Consider the following 17,369-nt stretch of genomic DNA (forward strand, 5'->3'; position numbering starts at 1 on the left):
GGGAAGTTATGAGTTCGAAGTCGCCGCTGGGTCAAGACGGTGGAGAAGGCGAAGACTTCCGGTACGAGGTGCAGTCGTGGTTAGCGACCGCTCCGCGTCCTGAAGGTCTGCGGGCATACGGCGGCACCCCGGACGCGGCAGACGTCGCGCCGGGACGGCAGTGGCATCAGACCCTTGCTCAAGCCGGTTACGCGTGCCTGCACTGGCCGACCGAGTTCGGTGGGCGCGAGGCCACTGCGATGGAGCAGGCGATCTTTGCCGAGGAAGCGGCGAAGGCGGGTGTACCGACTCAGCTCGGAATCGTCGGGCCCAACCTGGCCGGACCGGTCATCATGCAGTTCGGCACGGCGGAACAAAAGGCGAAGTACCTGCCTCCCATCGTCTCGGGTGAGCATCTGTGGTGTCAGCTGTTCTCCGAGCCGGGTGCAGGCTCGGACCTCGCGTCGGTGCGAACACGGGTGCGCCCGGGGGACGGGGGCTGGATCGTGGAGGGCCAGAAGGTCTGGACCAGTGCCGCCAAAGCGGCGCAGTTCGGATTACTGCTCGCACGTACCGGTGACGAGCGCTACAAGGGTCTGACCGCGTTCATCGTCCCGATGGTCCTGCCCGGCATCCTGGTCCGGCCCCTCGAGCAGATGGACGGCGAGAAGAAGTTCAATGAGGTCTTCTTGTCGGACGTGCGACTGGGTCCCGAACACCTCCTGGGTCAGGTCGGCGAAGGGTGGCGGGTGGCCACCGCGACGCTCGGCCAAGAGCGACTGAGTTTGGGATCGCAGGCCGTTGGTATGTTCGCCGCGCTCGATGAACTGATCGAAGCCGCAACCGACAAGGGCCGACTCGATGACCTACTGGCGGACAAGTTCGTCCAGCTGTGGAGCCGGGTGTGGATCCTGCGGGCCACCTGGCTGCGGGCGATCTCCACCGGAGACGGGGCGAACTCACCGACGATGTCGGTCCTCAAGCTGATGGCCTCGGAGGTCCATCGCGATCTCGGAGATGTGGCCACCGACGTACTGGGCATGGATGCGACCGTCGACCCGGAGCTGTCACCGATCGTGCACCGGATGTTGGTCGGCCGGGCACAGACCATCCTGGGTGGGACCAGCGAGATCCAGCGAAACATATTGTCGGAGCGGGTGCTCGGGCTGCCCCGAGAGCCCGCACGGTGACGCATTCGTCCGACGACCGTGTCCTCGGAACCCTCCTGCGCAGCGGGTGCACCGTCGCTGTGGGCGACGGATTCGGCACACCACAGGTGGTGTTCGAAGAACTGTCCGAGGCCGCCCGCGCAGTCGGTGGTGTTCGGCTGTTGCTGGGCTGGATGCCGGCAGAGCCCCGCGGACTCGATCTCACCGCGTTCGCCGACGTGCGCACGGTGATGCCGGGCTGGGGACTGCGCAAGGCGGTGGCCGCCGGACTCGCCCACTTTGTGCCGATTCGGTTGTCGCAGGTTCCGGCGTTGATACACAACGTAATTCGGCCCGATGTGTTGGTCGCCACCGTGGTTGCGACCGGCGGTGGGCACACGTTCGCCAATGAGATCTCGTGGCAGAAGGCTGCGGTGGACGCAGGCGCGAGAGTCGCGGCGATCACGTCGTCGGCGGCGCCGATGTGTGCTGCAGGCGCGTTGTTGCCCGCCGACCAGGTCGTCATCGTCGGGAGCACCGACCAACCGCCGGGCGATATGCCCGGCGCCCGCACCGATCCGATCACCGAACGACTGGCCGCGAGATTACTGCCACTCATCCCGGAGGGCACTCGACTACAGGTCGGCCCGGGGTCGCTGGGGTCGCTTCTGCTCAGCACCCTGACGGTCCCGGTGCGCATCGATTCGGGCCTGCTGCCCGATGAGGTTGTCGACCTCGACAACCGTGGCCTGTTGCTCGGCGAACCCGTGACGACCTATCTCGCCGGAGGACCCCGACTGCGCGAGTGGGCAGAGGGCCGTCCGGTCCTGCATCCGGTCGAGTACACCCACGACGTCAGCAGACTGTCGGCCGATCCGTTTGTCGCGGTGAACACCGCCGTCGAAGTGGACGTGCACGGTCAGATCAACGTCGAAGGTACGGCGACCGCAGTGTTCGGCGGTATCGGCGGCCACGGTGACTACGCCGCAGCAGCGGCGACCACCGTTGGCGGTGTCAGCATCATCGCCGTCTCGACCACCCACAACGGCGCATCAACTCTCGTCTCGTCACTGTCGCGTCCGGTGAGCACTCCGGCACATGACGTCGGGATCGTGGTCACCGAGCGAGGTTCGGTCGACCTGCGAGGCCTGGACCGGACCGAACGAACCGCGGCCTTGGCGGATCTGTGGGGCGAGGCCGGCGTTCGCAAACAAGCAGTCGAAAGGTAGAACTCATGGGAGAAGTACGGCTCGACGGCAAGGTCGCCATCGTCACCGGCGGCGGACGCGGAATCGGGCGGGCGCACTGCCTCGAATTGGCCCGGCACGGTGCAACGGTTGTTGTCAACGATCCGGGTGTGTCCCGCGACGGCACCGATTCAGGCGAGAGCCCGGCCGACCAGGTTGCTCGTGAGATCGTCGAGGCTGGCGGCAAAGCGGTTGCCAACAAAGGATCGGTCACCAGCTGGACCGACAGCGACGCTCTCATCGCCCAGGCGGTTGCCGAGTTCGGCCGCCTCGACATCGTTGTCAACAACGCCGGAATCGTTCGCGACAAGCTGATCACCCGAATGACCGAGGAAGACTGGGATGCCGTTGTCTCGGTACATCTCAAAGGTACCTTCGCAGTAACCAAACACGCCTGCGATTACTGGCGGAACGAATCGAAGGCCGGCGCAGACGTCCGAGGCAGAATCATCAACACGACCTCGGGCGCGGGGCTCAAAGGCAATGCGGGACAGGCGGCCTACAGCGCGGCCAAAGCCGCGATCGTCGGTCTCACGCTGACAACTGCACTGGAGATGGAGCGTTACAACGTCACCGCCAACGCGATTTCGCCGGTGGCCGCGACCCGGTTGTCCGCCGATGTCTTCACCGGTGAGAAGGCCAATGATCCAAGCCTGGATCCCGGACAGAGCTCGCCGGTGGTCGCGTGGCTCGCTTCCGACGAGGCCGCCTGGCTGACCGGACAGATCCTGCGGGTCGACGGAGACCTGTTGATCCGGATGATCGGCTGGAACCAGAAGCCGGAGAGGTATCGCGCCCGCGCCGGAGGCAAACTCGATAGCGGCGAATTGACCCAGGCCGCACGCTTACTCTACGGCACGGCACCGGACGGGTTCGTCGCCCAATTGGTCACCAACTGACGCGAGCAATTCGCCAACCGGGCCGAAGTCCCCGCTGACCGGGCCGAAACGGTCAACGGGGGTTTCGGCCCGGTGGACGGCTGGGCTGCGCCGCTGGGTACGGACCGTCGCCGCGTCGTCGGTTCCCTCCCGCGCCCGTACGCCGCGAGAACAACCTCCCGGATCGCCCGCCTGCGACCCGCAGCAGCCGTCCCAAAACACGCTTCCCAATACAGGCAGAGGATTAGACGCAATCGTATAGGAAACCACGCCCGTCGAACGGTAGGGCCAGGCACTTCGCCGGCTCATGAGGTGTTCCTCAGCAATCTCGCCAGCATTTGGTTGCGGGTTGCTAAACAGTTAGATGAAACAACTGTTCGTACTTTTTCAAAACGTGAACACCGGTGTGGTTGCTGTCCTATCGTCAAGCGATACTCGACCGATTTCGATGACAAGGATCGTCACCCTGATGACGCAACACCTCGTATTTCTCTTGCTCGGTCTCGGCAATGGGGCTGTGTTCGGCGCCCTCGCCCTCGCAGTTGTGATGACCTACCGGAGTTCAGGCGTCCTGAACTTCGCAACCGGTTCGATCGCCCTCTACACCGCGTATGCCTATGCGTACCTGCGGCAGGGTGAGCTGCTGATCCTTGTTCCGGGATTCCCCGTCACGGTCGACATCGGCGATTCGATGAGCCTGTGGCCGGCGATGGTGATCGCCCTCGCGATGGCCGCGATCCTCGGACTACTCCTGTATGTGATCGTGTTCCGGCCCCTGCGCACCGCACCGCCCGTCGCAAAGGCAGTTGCAGCGTTGGGTATTTCGCTCCTCATCAGCGGTCTGGTCGCACAGATGATCGGCACCACGCCCATCGCGGTCGACCCGATCTTCCCCACGGAGGTGTGGTCCGCAGGTGACTTCCGCGTGTCCTCTGACCGCATATACTTCGCCATCACCGTGATCGTCGTCGCGGTGTTACTCGCCGCTGTCTTCCGGTTCACCAAGTTCGGTCTGGCGACGCGGGCCGCTGCCGAGAGCGAGCGTGGTGCCTACCTCAGTGGTATCTCTCCGGACCGGGTGGCGATCTACAACTGGATGATCAGCTCGGCCGTTGCTGGTCTGGCTGGCATCCTCATCGCCCCCATCGTTCCGCTGGTGCCGGTGGCGTACACACTCTTCATCGTCCCCGCCTTGGCGGCGGCGATCGCGGCACGATTCCAGTTCATCGTGGTGGCAGCCGTTGCCGGACTCGTCATCGGCATGTTCCAGTCCGAAGCGCAGAACTTGGCTGCCAAGTTCGACTGGCTACCGTCGGCGGGTCTGCCGGAACTGGTACCACTGATCATCATCCTGGTGCTGCTCGTGGTCCGGGCTCAGCCTTTGCCCTCTCGTGGGGCGGTCATCGAGCGCAACCTCGGCAGGGCGCCGCGACCCGAGCACCTGGTCTGGACCACGATCGTGTTCGGAGTCATCGCGCTGCTGGGACTTGTTCTCCTGGAAGACCGGTTTCGCACCGGACTCATCGTCAGTTTGATCATGGCGATCGTTGCGCTCTCGACCGTGGTCGTCACCGGATATGCCGGCCAGGTGTCGTTGGCGCAATTGACGATCGCCGGCGTCGCGGGCTTCACGGTAGGGCCGCTCACCTCCGACCTCCACATACCTTTCCCGATCGCTCCTCTGCTCGCGGCGCTCATCGCTGCTGTGCTCGGTGTCATCATCGGGCTGCCGGCATTGCGAATACGAGGCCTCACCGTCGCGGTGGTCACACTCGCCATGGCCTACGCGGTGGAGGCCGTGTGGTTCCGTAACAGCGACTTCGTCGGGTCCGCGGGTCAGGCGGTGCCGGCCCCGAAGATCTTCGGGTGGGACCTGGGAATCGGTGCGGGGCTGGAGTATCCACGACTGCGGTTCGGGGTCTTGTGCCTCATCGTCCTGATTTCCGTCGGTATCGGGGTCGCCGTCCTTCGACGTAGCAAGCTCGGGGCACAGATGCTGGCGGTGAGGGCCAACGAACGTTCGGCCGCTGCCGCGGGCGTCAACGTGACGGTCATCAAGATCGCAGCGTTCGCGATCGCCGCGTTCATTGCCGGACTCGGTGGTTCGTTACTGGCCTATCAGCAGCAATCGGTCACCTTCGACTCGTTCTCCGCGCTCAACGGCCTGATCCTCTTCGGCGCGGTGTATCTTGCGGGAGCCACATCGGTATCCGGAGGCAACCTCGCAGGTATCACCGCCGCAGGCGGATTGCTGATCATCGTGATCGACGAAGCGTTCACCGTCAGTGGCTGGTACCCGGTGGTGGCGAGTCTGCTGCTGGTACTCACCGTGATCTTCAACCCGGAGGGCGTGGTGGGGCCGGTGCACGCCCTGATAGCCAGGTGGCGGAGCCGGTCGACGGCTCCCGACGACACGGCGACGGGCGCCGCCGCCGCGATCGACGTGCAGGCGCGCGAGCGTCCGGCCGTCGATCCCGACGCTCCTCCGGTGCTCGAGCTGCGGAACGTGTCGGTGCGGTACGGCGGCGTCGTCGCGGTGGACAATGTGTCGTTCTCGGTCGGCAAGGGCACGGTTGTCGGTCTGATCGGACCCAACGGCGCGGGCAAGACCACTCTGATCGACGCGATCAGCGGATTCGCCCCACACAGCGGCGATGTGGTGCTCAACAGCAAGTCGATCGACAAGCTGGTGCCCCACAAACGGATTCGTGCCGGACTCGGCCGGACGTTCCAGGCGATCGAGCTGTACGACGACCTGAGCGTTCTCGAAAACATCAAGGTGGGACTGACGGCTGCGAGTTCCGCCGACGGCCGCGTCTCGGAGATGAACGACGAGGCGAGAGTCGACGCTGTGTTCGCTCTGCTCGGTCTGGATCCGGTGCGGGACCGGCCGGCATCCGAGTTGTCGCAAGGCCAGCGCCAACTGGTTTCGATCGCCCGTGCACTCGTCGGCTCTCCGACCGCGTTGTTGCTCGACGAACCCGCCGGTGGCCTGGATACATCTGAGAGCCGTTGGTTGGCAGAGCAATTGCGGGCAGTTCGGGACAGCGGCGTCAGTATCCTGCTCGTCGATCACGACATGGGATTTGTGCTCGGTCTCTGTGACCGCATCCACGTACTCAACTTCGGCAAGGTGATCGTGTCCGGGACTCCGGACGAGGTGCGAAACGACCGCTCCGTGGCCGAGGCCTACCTGGGCAATGCCCACGCAGAGGAGATCACGTCATGACAGACACCACGTCGACACCGGGGTACGCCCTCGAGTGCAAGGGCCTGACCGTAGGTCACGGGTCGGTGGCAGTCCTGCGTGATTTCGATCTCGCGCTCAGGCAGGGCGAGGTGCTGGCGTTGCTCGGCCCCAACGGTGCCGGTAAGACAACTCTGCTCGCGACATTGGCGGGCCTGTTGCCACGGCTCGCGGGTGGGGTGTCGGTCGGCGGACGAGCGCTGCCCAGCGGCAGACCCGCGTCGGCGAACAAGGCAAATCTGGTGTTGGTGCCGGATGATCGTGCGCTGTTCACTACCCTGACCGTCAAAGAGAACCTGACCATCGCCAACAAGTCCGGTGGTCTCGACGTCGATGGCGCGATGGACCTGTTCCCTTCGTTGACAAAGCGTCTCAAGGTCGCGGCGGGTTCGTTGTCGGGCGGCGAACAGCAGATGCTGGCCGTGGCACGCGCACTCGTGCAGAATCCCAGGGTCCTGCTCATCGACGAGATGAGCATGGGACTGGCGCCGGTCATCGTCGAGGACCTGTTGCCTTTGGTCCGGCGTATCGCCGACGAGACCAACGCGGTGGTGGTCCTGGTCGAACAACACGTCAGCCTCGCCCTGAGTGTTGCCGACCAGGCCATCGTCGTGGTGCACGGCGACGTTCACCTGCGGGGTCCCGCAGGTGAACTCGCGGCCGACCCGGCGCTGCTGGAAACGGCATATCTGGGGGAGACCACCTCGGTATGAGCGCGGTTGAGCCGCAGCCCCTGTGCATCGTCCAGGCAAGCGATCAGTTCGTTTTCGCCGACCCAGTCATCACCGTACGTTCGCAGCCATCGACTGGGTCAAACCCAAAGGAGAAGAAATGAAGTTCCATGGACGCCGGCGGCAAATCGCCTCGGTCCTGTTTGCAGGAGTGTTGGTTGCGGGTCTCGCCGCGTGTGGTTCCGACGACGACGGCGGCGGAGGGGGATCATCAACAGCCGCTGACCAATCGGCGCTGGGGACTGCGAACAAGGCCACCGGGACCCCGGTGACCTTCGGCTTCATCAGTGAGGGTGCCGGGCAGACGATCAACACGACCGACGAGATTAAGGGCGCGCAGGCGGCAGCCGCCTATGCCAACGACTACCTGGGCGGCCTCGGCGGTCACCCCATCGAGGTGAAGGTCTGTGAGACCCTCGGCGTTCCGGCGACGGCAACCGATTGCGCGAACCAGATGGTCGCGGCGAAGGTCTCGGCTGTGTTGGGCGGTTCGATCGGTGTCCTCGATTCGGTGATCTCCGTTCTCGCCCCGGCGAAGATTCCGCTGATCATGCAGACCGCGCCGACGCAGGCCGGACTGACAACACCGGGTGTATTCTCCCTCTTCAACAGTCTGTCGTTGTTCGGCGGTCCGGCCGAATGGGCGAAAGAGGAAGGACTCAAGAAGGTTGATCAGGTTGTCATCGCCGTCCCGGCTGCCCAGGGTGCGGCGAAGGTCGGCGAGACGTTGTTCAGGAACGCCGGGCTCGAGGTCAACACCACGGCCGTCCCGCCGGGTACCGCTGACATGAGTCCGCAGATCGCCTCAGCAGCCGAAGCCGACCCGGATCTTTACCATATCGCCGGCAGTACCGATTTCTGCACGAGTGCGATCAAGGCGATCAAAACCGTGTCTCCTCAGGCCAAGGTCGTGATCATCGAACGCTGCATCTCACCGCAGAGCAGCTCGGCCATCCCCGGAGGTTATGACGGGGTCAAGGTCTCGGCTTCCGCCGACCTCAACCCTGATCTCGAATCGGTCAAGCTGTTCACCGCGGTTCTTGACAAATACGGTGACGGAACGAAGGTCTCGTCCATGTCCAACTACGGATACTCGCCGATGCTGGGTGCGATCAACGCGCTCAACGCTGCGAAGATCGCCGACGTGACACCTGCCGGTGTCATGGCTGCCATCAAGTCGGCACCTCCAACCGAACTGCCGAATTCCAACGGCATCATGTTCCAGTGCAACGGGAAACAGATCGCGTTTTCACCCAATACCTGCAGCGCTGACGGAATTCTGGCGACTGCGGACAAGGACGGCAACCTCAGTGGCTTCCAACGTATTCCGGCCGATCCCGCGCTCTACAAGCTCCCGGGTAGCTGAGCGGGGCGGTGAATAGCCACGCCATGCGCGCCGATACAACTTCGGTGCGCATGGCGTCGGCTGTCAACCAAACTGAGAGCCGACGTGTCTGCGCACTTCACGAGAGCCCTTTGTAAGTGACGTGCGAGTGAAGCGAGCCTCGTCCAGGTCGGGTTGAGCAGCTTGAGCGTTCGGGTGGGCTATACCAAGAATGTACCGCTCGCGGTCACAACGCTCCGGGGGAATCGTCGTCTCCTGCATCGGGGGGCCGAGGTCCGGCGTCGCGACCCAGGGTTGCAGGTGGCGGGTCGTCGATGTTCGCGAGGCGGGCCATCCGGGCGCCGGTGACGACAGTGACGTCTTCACGGCCGGTTTGGGGGATTACTCGATCATCCGGCTACTGCGGCGAAATCGTGAGATCTGTTGGCGTCCTTGCGTAAGAATCCATATCGGCGCTACGATCGGAGTTAAGAGGAGCCAGTAACTCCGTTTAAGCCTGATGGAAGGCAAGCACATGAGCGTGCAGGATCTCAGCGGACGTCGAATCATCGTGACCGGCGGCGCGAGCGGCATGGGAGAGGGAATCGTGCGTGCTTTCCCGGCGCTGGGAGCCCGGGTGGTGTCGTTGGACCTGGTCGAGGAATCGGGCCGGGCCATCGCGGAGGAAGCCGGCGCATCGTTCCACCAGGTCGATGTGTCGGACCAGGCGTCTGTCGATCACGCAATAGATACAGCGGTCACAACCCTTGGTGGCCTGGATGTCCTGATCCACGCAGCCGGCATCGCGCCTTTCGCGCCGTCGGAGTCGACTCCGTTGGACCTTTGGAACACCGTGATGGCGATCAACGCCACCGGAACGATGTTGACCAACCAGGCTGCCTTCCGGCATCTGAAAGCCGATGGCGGCGCGATCCTGAATTTCGCGTCAGCAGCCGGATTGGACGGATTGCCACGCAAAGCCGCTTACTCGGCGAGCAAGGGTGCAGTTCTCGCCTGGACGCGTACCGTCGCGGCCGAATGGGGCCAGCACGGCATCACCGTCAACGCGATCGCCCCGGCGATCTGGACACCCATGTACGACAAGACGCGCTCGGAGATGTCCGAGGAGCAGCTGGTCCAGCACGACGCCGTGATGGCCCAACGGATTCCAATCGGTGGGCAGCTCGGCGACATCGCCAAAGACTTCGTGCCCGTCATGGCGTTTTATTCGTCAGAAGGTGCCGGATTCGTCACCGGGCAGACGATTTCGATCGACGGCGGCACGCTGAAGGTGCGATGATCCGCGCTGACGCTTCAGCACGACGCCGGCCCCGCGTCGACGGACTCCGCAATCGTGAGAAATTGCTTGCGATCGGGCGAGAGCATCTGTGGAACAGGGGATACGAACTCTCGGCTGCGGCAGTCGCATCGGATGCCGGAGTGGGAATCGGGACTCTGTATCGACACTTTTCGACCCGTGACGAGCTGATCGAGGCCGTTCTCGCCGATTTTCTGACCCAGGTGGAAGCCGAGCTCGATGTGGTTGAAGAGATGGCGTCGGCAATCGATGCGATGCAGGAGTATGCACGACGGTTGTCCGGGGTGGGTGGTCGCGGTCTTGCCGATATCGTTTTGGCCGATCCCGACAGCACTCCTGGTCTGACCCGACGTCGCGAGGAAATCCGGAGGCGAGGCCGCGCCCTCATTTCGCAGGCGCAGGTGCAAGGAACGGTACGTGCAGACTTCACCCTGGACGACCTACACGTATTCCTCTGTGCGGTAGCTGGTCTACGGGCCGACGCACGGGTGGACGACGGCTTGGTCGACCGGTTTGTCCGCGACCACCTGGAGGGACTGGCATGATCGTCGACGATCTGGCCGAGATCCTCGATCCTGAATCCTTGGGAAAAAATGTCTTCCGCGCGCGATCGCGTCCTTCGCTGCCTGGTCGGGTATTCGGTGGCCAAATGCTCGGACAGGCGGTCATCAGCGCCGGACGAACCGTTCCGGCGCAGCAACTCCCGCATTCGTTGCACGCATACTTCGAGCGCGCCGGCGACTGGGCTCTGCCGATCGATTATTCGGTTCAGTGTGAGCGCGACGGGCGCTCGAGCTCGCGCAGACGCGTGGTCGCAACGCAGGGAGAGCACCGACTACTGACTGCGGAGCTGTCATTCCATACCTCAACCAATGATGCGCCGGAACCGGTGCGGCAGCCGATCGACGTGGAACAGGCGTCGTGGGCCACCACCGAGTCCGACACCGACATGGTGGAGACGATCAACACCTGGCTTGGCAAGCTCGGTCAGATGCTGCGGCTCGAGGTTCGCTTCTTTGAGGAGCCGATGCGCGCGCGCACCTTGCGGACGGGCTCGGCTCCGGCGGAGCAACGATTTCTGGTGAGGCCGCTCGACCGGCTCCCGGACGATCCATTGGTCAACGCTGCCGCGCTCGCGTACCTGTCCGACATGTTCTTGCTGGCCACTTCTCTGGGGCCGCGGGGCATGATCATGGGTGACCCCCGGGTCCGTGCCGCCAGCCTCGACCACGCCCTGTGGTTCCAAGGGGGTCCGTTGACCGGCGGGTGGCTCCTTCACGAAACGGCGTCCGTGTGGTCGTCGTCGAATCGCGCTCTTTGCCAAGGACACATCCTTGATGTGACCGGTCGACACGTCGCCCGCACGACACAAGAAGGGCTGGTTCGAATCACCCATGACCGACCGTCGTAGTCCTGCGCTCCGGTTCGGCATCTTCATGCCGCAACTGGGAGTTTCCGCCACGGAGATGATCGCCGCCGCCCGCAATGCAGAGGAGGCTGGTTTCGATTCCTTCTGGATCATGGACCACCTCTACGCTCCTGGTGCGCCGCAGTTCGACACACTCGAGAGCTGGACGCTTCTCTCCGCGATCGCAGCCTCGACGTCGACAATTCGTCTCGGGCATCTGGTGGGATGCAATCCCTTCCGCCATCCGTCGCTCCTGGCCAAGATGGCGGCCACCGTGGATCAGATCTCCGGCGGCCGCTTGGAGCTGGGTCTCGGGTGGGGTTCGGTGGACGACGAGTTCGGAATGTTCGGCTTCGACGTCGGCACCCGCCGAGAACGTGCCGAACAGCTCGGCGAGACGATCTACATCCTCCGGATGATGTTCTCGGGAGAACCGTTCGACTATGCAGGCAAACACTTTCAGTTGTCGGGCGCCTATGGTCTACCGACTCCGGTGCGAGGGACGATCCCCATCCATATCGGCGGTGCCGGTAAGCAATTGACGATGCCGCTCGTGGCGGAACACGCAGACTGGTGGAATTGCGTTGCCGCCGCACGCCCGAGATTCGACGAGCTCGCGCCGCTACGCGGAACCGCGAAGATTTCGGTGCAGTATCCGGTCGGTGTCGTGGTCGAGGAAGAATCCCGCGCGAAGGTAGCCGAACGAGCGGCTCGCAGAATGCCCGAATCAGGTTGGGGGCCGACGCTGATCGAGACACCGGGGGAGTTGGCGGCGACGTTCACGTCAGAGGCCGAGCGGGGTGTCGAACTCGCGATCGTGCGGTTCCACGATCGCGCCGACCCGGACACCATCGCCGTGTTCGGCAGTGATGTCATTGCCGCTCTGCGTGGTTACTGACTGATCGTCGGCATCGCGCGCGCAGCCGTCACGCCTCCAGATCCAGATCACGGAGAAGCGAATCCATCTGTGCTCCGCCCCTGCCGCGACACCCGCGCCGGCCACGATGTGCACGGCGTCCGCCTCGATACCGGCAACGTTCAGTTCGGCCAGCTCTGCGGGGTCGATGACCGATCCCGCGAGATCTTGTGTATTCCCGGTCGCCGCAGCACCTACCGAGGGTTGGAAAGCCTGCGGGTTGGTGCCGAGTCCGGTCGCCACGCGGCCCGGGCACAAGACAGACGCGCCCACTCCGGGGGCCACCGCCGCAGTTCGAGATTCAGGGACTCGGTCAGCCCGACCACTGCGTGCATCGTTGCGTTGTAAGGGGCGTCGTCGGCAGCGGCATCAAACCACCGGCAGATGCGGTGTTGAGGATGTGACCGGTGCCGTGCTGGAGTAGCAGGGGCGCGAATGTTGTGACCTCGTGCACCCCGCCCATCAACTTGATGTTGCTGAGCCACTGCCATGTTTGTGGTTGTTGCTCCCACATCGGTGCCCGGGCCCGACAACCCCGGCGTTGTTGCAGACGATGTCGACATGTCGTCCTTGATCGCGGCCAGCACGAGATAGTCGGCGTCAGGATCGCTGCCACCGAGGATGGCAGTCGCCCGGGTGCTCATCGCGGACAGGGGAGGATGATCGTCCCTGTGGGCGAACGTGGCATGACCACGCATTAGATCCCTCTCATCGACATCATCAGTCAGCAAACGACCGGAGCGGTCCTCCAAATTAGCCATCATCACCTTCCCTAGCAATCCTGGCCGCACCTGCGGGCCGCGGACATCGGTAAGAACCCAGCCGCTCGCTGCGAGTTCGTCAAATGGATACACCAACATGAAGGCCGCCCGCTGGAGGAGGTCTTCGGTGACAGTAGTGCTGTGGTGTCGCCGGCCGCCCGCAGCGCGCGCAGCCCTTCACGCTGGCAGCTGACACGGTCGAGTTGGTCGATGACACAGCTTTTGCATTGGTCTGCAACGCTTTTGCTGGTTGTAGAATTCGCTGTCTACGCCCAGTTCTGTTGTCTGTCATCGTAGATGTACAGCGGAGCCCGCGGGGTTCAGGCTTAGGTATCGCTGAAACTCCGGATGTTTGGCGGCCAGTAGCGGCTGGATTCGGTGCATTTACGATCGGCCAACTTCGCGGTCGGCCCGCGAGATGTGAACGAGCACTCGGATCAAGCGTCTAGACGATTTCCCCTAAGCTTCCCCTATGACGGTGGCAAAGAGTTCCGACCCAAGGGTCTCGCGGACGCAAGCCGCAGTGCGCGATACGGCTCGGGCGCTCTTCGAAGAAGAGGGCGCGGCGGGTCTAACGCATCAGCGGGTGGCGCAACGCTCGGGCGTCGGGCGCGCCACGATCTATCGGCATTGGCCCGAAACCGTTGACTTGCTGTCAGAGGCGCTTCAAACGGTCGACGAGCCTCTTCTGCGCCCCGGACGTGGTCCGCTACGGGCGTGGCTGCGTCGAGAGATGACACGGTTGGCAACGGATCTGGCTGAGCCGACCGGGACTCAGTTCGTTGCTGCGATTATCACCAGCGCCGATAGCGATCCGCGGATCGCGAGTATTCGCGACGACTTGATGCGGCGGACTGTACACACCCTGGCGTCGATGCTGGACCGTTTTGAACCAACAGACTCGGACGAGCCGTCGGACCCGGAGCTGTTGTTGACCCAGTTGGTCGGGCCGCTGATCGTGCAGGTGTCGATTATGCGTAATCGGGTTGATCGCCGGTTCATCGACCAAGTAATAAATTCAGCCCTCGCGGGCCGGGGTATCTCCTCACGTGGGCAAGGTTCAGCGCGTACAGGCCCACGACCTGCACGTTGAGGGCTCGTCAGATCGGCTTGAACTCGTCGACGAGCCAGTGGCCGTCGACGTGGACGAGATTGACTTGGACGGTGCTGGCCACCTTGGTCGGTTGCGGGTTGTCGACAGTGGTAGTGGTCTGGTTGATGAATACCAGGACTGTGGCGTTGTGTGCATCCGCGGAGACGACACCGGCGCCGACTGCTTCGGCTTGGGTGTCGACCTTCTTTTCTTTTGCGGCGGGTATCACGACCTCTTTGGTGTATTTCGAGTAGTAGTCCAGGAAGCCGCCAGTCAGGGTTTTGGCCGCCGAATTGAGATCTGCCTCGACGCTGTCGGGTTGGTAGGACAGCAGCGCGACGGTACTTGACTGCGCTACTCTCGCCACGTCGTCGTACGCCGCCGCGGAGGCCTGGTCCTGGCGGTATTGGTCGAAATACTGCGTCGCCACCAGTGTGCCTACCGCCAGGACCGTGGCGGCCAAGACGCCGATCGACCAACCGATCGTTCGAGTCGGCGCGGCTCGGTCTGTTGTGATGACCCTTGTTCCGTGAATTATGTCGGCAAATGTTCGACGCTTCCGATCGCGCAGGGGGTAGAACCATCCGACCAAGAGCGGGACAGTGTCGATCACGTGTGTCACCTGACGTGCCCCGGACCGGACGATACCGATCGGATCACCGGTTTCCGCGCTTTCGGTGGTGATGGACATCGCCGACTTTCCCATCGTAAGACCGGAACGCCCTTGTAGAACAACTACATTGAAAACGAGAAAACCTACGATTGCGACGGCGGCGATCCCGCATACGATTGTTGGCCACGTCTCGACTCCAGTGGTCAGGATGATCCCCACAAGGGAAGTGATGGCGATCGCGGGTAACACCACATCGATGCCGTACGCGTAGAGTTGGCGGCTCCACGATGCGTAGGTAATCGTGTCGTTGTCCATATCGTTGTCGGGGTCACTGGTAGCGCGGTCGTCGGTGCCGGGTGACGTGCCCGGTTCATCTGGCGTGGTGATCAGCCCGTCGTCGGGAGCGTCTGTGGAGAGTTCGGTGTCGGTGGTCATGATGCGATGTACTCCATATTCGAGACTTTCAACCAGTCGCCCTGTGGTGCGACTGTGACGCGGACCCGAAACGTTCGGGGCTCTTCCTGTGCTCCTGCTGAATTAGTGACTTTGGCGGTCGCGGCGATGACAACCTGTGCGCTGTTGTCCGGGTTGACCTTCTCCAGACCTGCGCCGCTGATCGATGCGGTGGTGGTGACCTTCGCCTGTTTCACGACGTCGACGAACGGGGCGGCTTGGGGGCTGAATTCTTCCTGCCACTTGCCGGTGGCGTTGTCTAGGATGCGCTTGATGTCGGCGTCAGCGGAGTTGAAGTTGACTGACAAGATGTTCAGAACGCCTTGCCGGGCGGCCTGGATGTATGCCGTGTGCTTCGCGGTGGTGTCGTCTGCTTGTTGATGCTTGTCGAAAAAATAGGCACTTAGGCCTATTCCGGCGACGACCAGGGCCACCAATACAACCGCAGCCAGTGGGAGCAGCAGCCGCCTCGTCTTCGTCGATGTGACCTCGTTGTCCGATGGATCGGAGGCGTTCTGGGCCCCATCGGTGTCTAAGGCTGCGCCGGCGTCCAGGGTCTGGGCGTCATCGTCGATGGAGTCTGTCGTCTCGGATGATTCTTCCTTTTTGGTGGCGGCAGTGGTCGACGTCGACTCCAACTGTACCGAGGTGGTCGGTGCGCTGTCGGTCTTGTGTGCGGCGATCGCCGCGGCCAGCGCGGCTGAGCGTGCTTGCGCAAGTTTGAGTTCGGCCTCGGCTTCGATGGCCCGGGCCTGGGCGAGTTCGGCCTGTGCCTGTAGTCCGTGTGTGTCAGCGCTGTCTGAGGCAGTCCGGTTCAGCTCTGTGGAGTCATCATTGTCTGCCATGATGTTTCCTTTCGGTTAGGGTCGTCGTTTGTTGCGACGTCAGCCTGTTTGTATGACTTGCCGTCGCTGCCGACGTAACTGCCGGTGGCGGGGTCGTAGGAGGCGGTGCCGACGGCCGGTGCTCCCGCAGGCCGCCCGCCCGCGACGGTCGAGGCCAACTGGTCGTATAGGGGGTTGTCTACATAGGGCCTGGGATCACCGATCCACGGGTTTGTTCCTACCGGCTTGTAGGTTTGGTCGCTCTTGCAGATGTCCACGGTCGGGGCGCGCTTGCCAGGTTTGTCCATGCAGGGGTAGTTGCGTGCCCCGCGACTCGCGTTCTGATCGTCCTGCGGTAGTGCGCAATACAGTGATTCCGGGGTGCGGACCGGGGAATCGACTGCGGCAGCGCTGCGTCGTTCTGAGGCCGGAAGGAAACCGACGGTGCAAGGTTCTGGCAGGTTCAGGTTCAAGTTGAATGACAAGTAGCCAGCTTTGTTCCCGCTGCGGTTCGGATAGGTGATGGTATCCATCGCGGCGGCTCCGAGCGGCAGGATCACCAGTAACTGTTCCAGGCTCGCGTTGTAGGTCACCGCGACCTGTCCGAGGCTGACCAGATTGGCCAGCAGTATGGGTGCGGTCGGTTTGAGTTGCTGGAAGAGTTTGGTCGATTCGTCCAACGCGGGCTTTCCCGAGGTGATCAGGTGTCGGACGGTTGCATCGCTGCCGGCCAATTGGCCAGTGAGTGACTTGACGTTGCCCGACCACTGTCGGATGGCAGGGTCGCTGGCTTCGATGGCACCGAGCAGCGGCGCGGCCCCGTCGATCAATCCAGTGATCGGTTGCAGATTTGTCGCGGCATCCTCGACGACCGCATGCGTGGAGTCGAGGAGTCGTTGCCAGGTCGGTCCGGCGTTGTTGAAGGCGAGGTAACTCTCGTCCACGACGGTCTGGAGTTGGTCACGGGGCAAAGCGTCGAGGCTGGTGTTGACGGTGTCGATCAGCGGCCCGACCTCCTGTGGGACAGAGGTTCTGTCCAGGCCGATCAGGTCGCCATCACGGAGGTAGGGTTCGTTGTCGTTGCGCGGGACGAGATCGATGAATTGTTCGCCGATGGCCGATCGACTGTGCACGTCGGCGTTCAGATCGGCTGGTACCGGGGTGTCGCTGGACAGTTTCATGGTCGCCTGGACCCCGGACGGTGTGATGTCGATCTTCTCGACCTTGCCGATCTGTGTTCCGCGGTAGGTGATGTTGGCCGTCGGGTAGAGCCCGCCGGTGCTGGTGAACTCGGCACGGACCGTGTAAGTCCCCCACCCCGCAAGGGTCGGTACCTGCAGATACTTGACCGCCATTGTGACCACGGCCACCATGGTCAGCGCGGAGAAGATCACCAGCTGGATTCGGATGAATCTCGAGAGTTGCACTA

The 17,369-nt window shown here is 63.2% G+C and carries 14 protein-coding genes; 11 read left to right on the plus strand and 3 right to left on the minus strand.

Annotated features, from left to right (window positions below; genetic code table 11):
- Positions 1 to 8 precede the first annotated feature (8 nt).
- The 11 genes from BH683_RS12285 (at position 9) to BH683_RS12335 (ending at position 14,050) form a co-directional block, all read left to right on the plus strand.
- The gene (locus BH683_RS12285; protein ID WP_084836546.1) at positions 9 to 1,169 is read left to right on the plus strand and encodes an acyl-CoA dehydrogenase family protein; all 1,161 of its coding nucleotides are present in this window, start codon (positions 9 to 11) and stop codon (positions 1,167 to 1,169) included.
- Positions 1,166 to 2,356, plus strand: a complete 1,191-nt coding sequence (locus BH683_RS12290) for an acetyl-CoA hydrolase/transferase C-terminal domain-containing protein (RefSeq protein WP_084836547.1) — start codon at positions 1,166 to 1,168, stop codon at positions 2,354 to 2,356. Before BH683_RS12285 ends, BH683_RS12290 begins: the two co-directional genes overlap by 4 nt.
- Positions 2,357 to 2,361: 5 nt before the next feature.
- Positions 2,362 to 3,273, plus strand: coding sequence for an SDR family NAD(P)-dependent oxidoreductase (locus BH683_RS12295; protein ID WP_084836548.1), 912 nt, complete (start codon positions 2,362 to 2,364; stop codon positions 3,271 to 3,273).
- Between the two features lie 448 nt (positions 3,274 to 3,721).
- Positions 3,722 to 6,481 carry a branched-chain amino acid ABC transporter permease/ATP-binding protein gene (locus BH683_RS12300; protein ID WP_084836549.1) on the plus strand — a complete coding sequence of 920 codons (2,760 nt, stop codon included), beginning with the start codon at positions 3,722 to 3,724 and terminating at the stop codon, positions 6,479 to 6,481.
- Complete coding sequence (locus BH683_RS12305) at positions 6,478 to 7,212, plus strand: ATP-binding cassette domain-containing protein (protein WP_084836550.1); 735 nt, start codon at positions 6,478 to 6,480, stop codon at positions 7,210 to 7,212. Before BH683_RS12300 ends, BH683_RS12305 begins: the two co-directional genes overlap by 4 nt.
- Positions 7,213 to 7,330: 118 nt before the next feature.
- Positions 7,331 to 8,596, plus strand: coding sequence for an ABC transporter substrate-binding protein (locus BH683_RS12310; RefSeq protein ID WP_084836551.1), 1,266 nt, complete (start codon positions 7,331 to 7,333; stop codon positions 8,594 to 8,596).
- 493 nt (positions 8,597 to 9,089) lie between these two features.
- Positions 9,090 to 9,854 carry an SDR family oxidoreductase gene (locus tag BH683_RS12315; protein WP_084836611.1) on the plus strand — a complete coding sequence of 255 codons (765 nt, stop codon included), beginning with the start codon at positions 9,090 to 9,092 and terminating at the stop codon, positions 9,852 to 9,854.
- Positions 9,851 to 10,417, plus strand: a complete 567-nt coding sequence (locus BH683_RS12320) for a TetR/AcrR family transcriptional regulator (protein WP_084836552.1) — start codon at positions 9,851 to 9,853, stop codon at positions 10,415 to 10,417. The genes BH683_RS12315 and BH683_RS12320 overlap by 4 nt, the downstream gene beginning before the upstream one ends.
- A complete protein-coding gene (locus tag BH683_RS12325; RefSeq protein WP_084836553.1) occupies positions 10,414 to 11,283 on the plus strand; it encodes an acyl-CoA thioesterase domain-containing protein in 870 nt (289 codons plus the stop codon). Before BH683_RS12320 ends, BH683_RS12325 begins: the two co-directional genes overlap by 4 nt.
- Complete coding sequence (locus BH683_RS12330) at positions 11,267 to 12,178, plus strand: LLM class flavin-dependent oxidoreductase (protein WP_084836554.1); 912 nt, start codon at positions 11,267 to 11,269, stop codon at positions 12,176 to 12,178. Before BH683_RS12325 ends, BH683_RS12330 begins: the two co-directional genes overlap by 17 nt.
- 1,251 nt (positions 12,179 to 13,429) lie before the next feature.
- Positions 13,430 to 14,050: a TetR/AcrR family transcriptional regulator gene (locus tag BH683_RS12335; protein WP_084836555.1), complete on the plus strand. Its 621-nt coding sequence runs from the start codon at positions 13,430 to 13,432 to the stop codon at positions 14,048 to 14,050.
- Between the two features lie 7 nt (positions 14,051 to 14,057).
- Here BH683_RS12335 and BH683_RS12340 read toward each other — a convergent pair whose 3' ends face one another.
- From BH683_RS12340 to BH683_RS12350, 3 genes are read right to left on the minus strand one after another with little or no spacing between them, the layout of a single operon-like run.
- Positions 14,058 to 15,098: an RDD family protein gene (locus BH683_RS12340; protein WP_084836556.1), complete on the minus strand. Its 1,041-nt coding sequence runs from the start codon at positions 15,096 to 15,098 to the stop codon at positions 14,058 to 14,060.
- Entirely contained in the window at positions 15,095 to 15,961 is an 867-nt protein-coding gene (locus tag BH683_RS12345) for a hypothetical protein (RefSeq protein ID WP_084836557.1), read from the minus strand. The genes BH683_RS12340 and BH683_RS12345 overlap by 4 nt, the downstream gene beginning before the upstream one ends.
- Positions 15,931 to 17,367: an MlaD family protein gene (locus BH683_RS12350; RefSeq protein ID WP_084836558.1), complete on the minus strand. Its 1,437-nt coding sequence runs from the start codon at positions 17,365 to 17,367 to the stop codon at positions 15,931 to 15,933. Before BH683_RS12350 ends, BH683_RS12345 begins: the two co-directional genes overlap by 31 nt.
- Between the last annotated feature and the right edge of the window lie 2 nt (positions 17,368 to 17,369).

Origin of the sequence: Williamsia sp. 1138 (assembly GCF_002095435.2) — a bacterium.
GTDB lineage: Bacteria > Actinomycetota > Actinomycetes > Mycobacteriales > Mycobacteriaceae > Williamsia.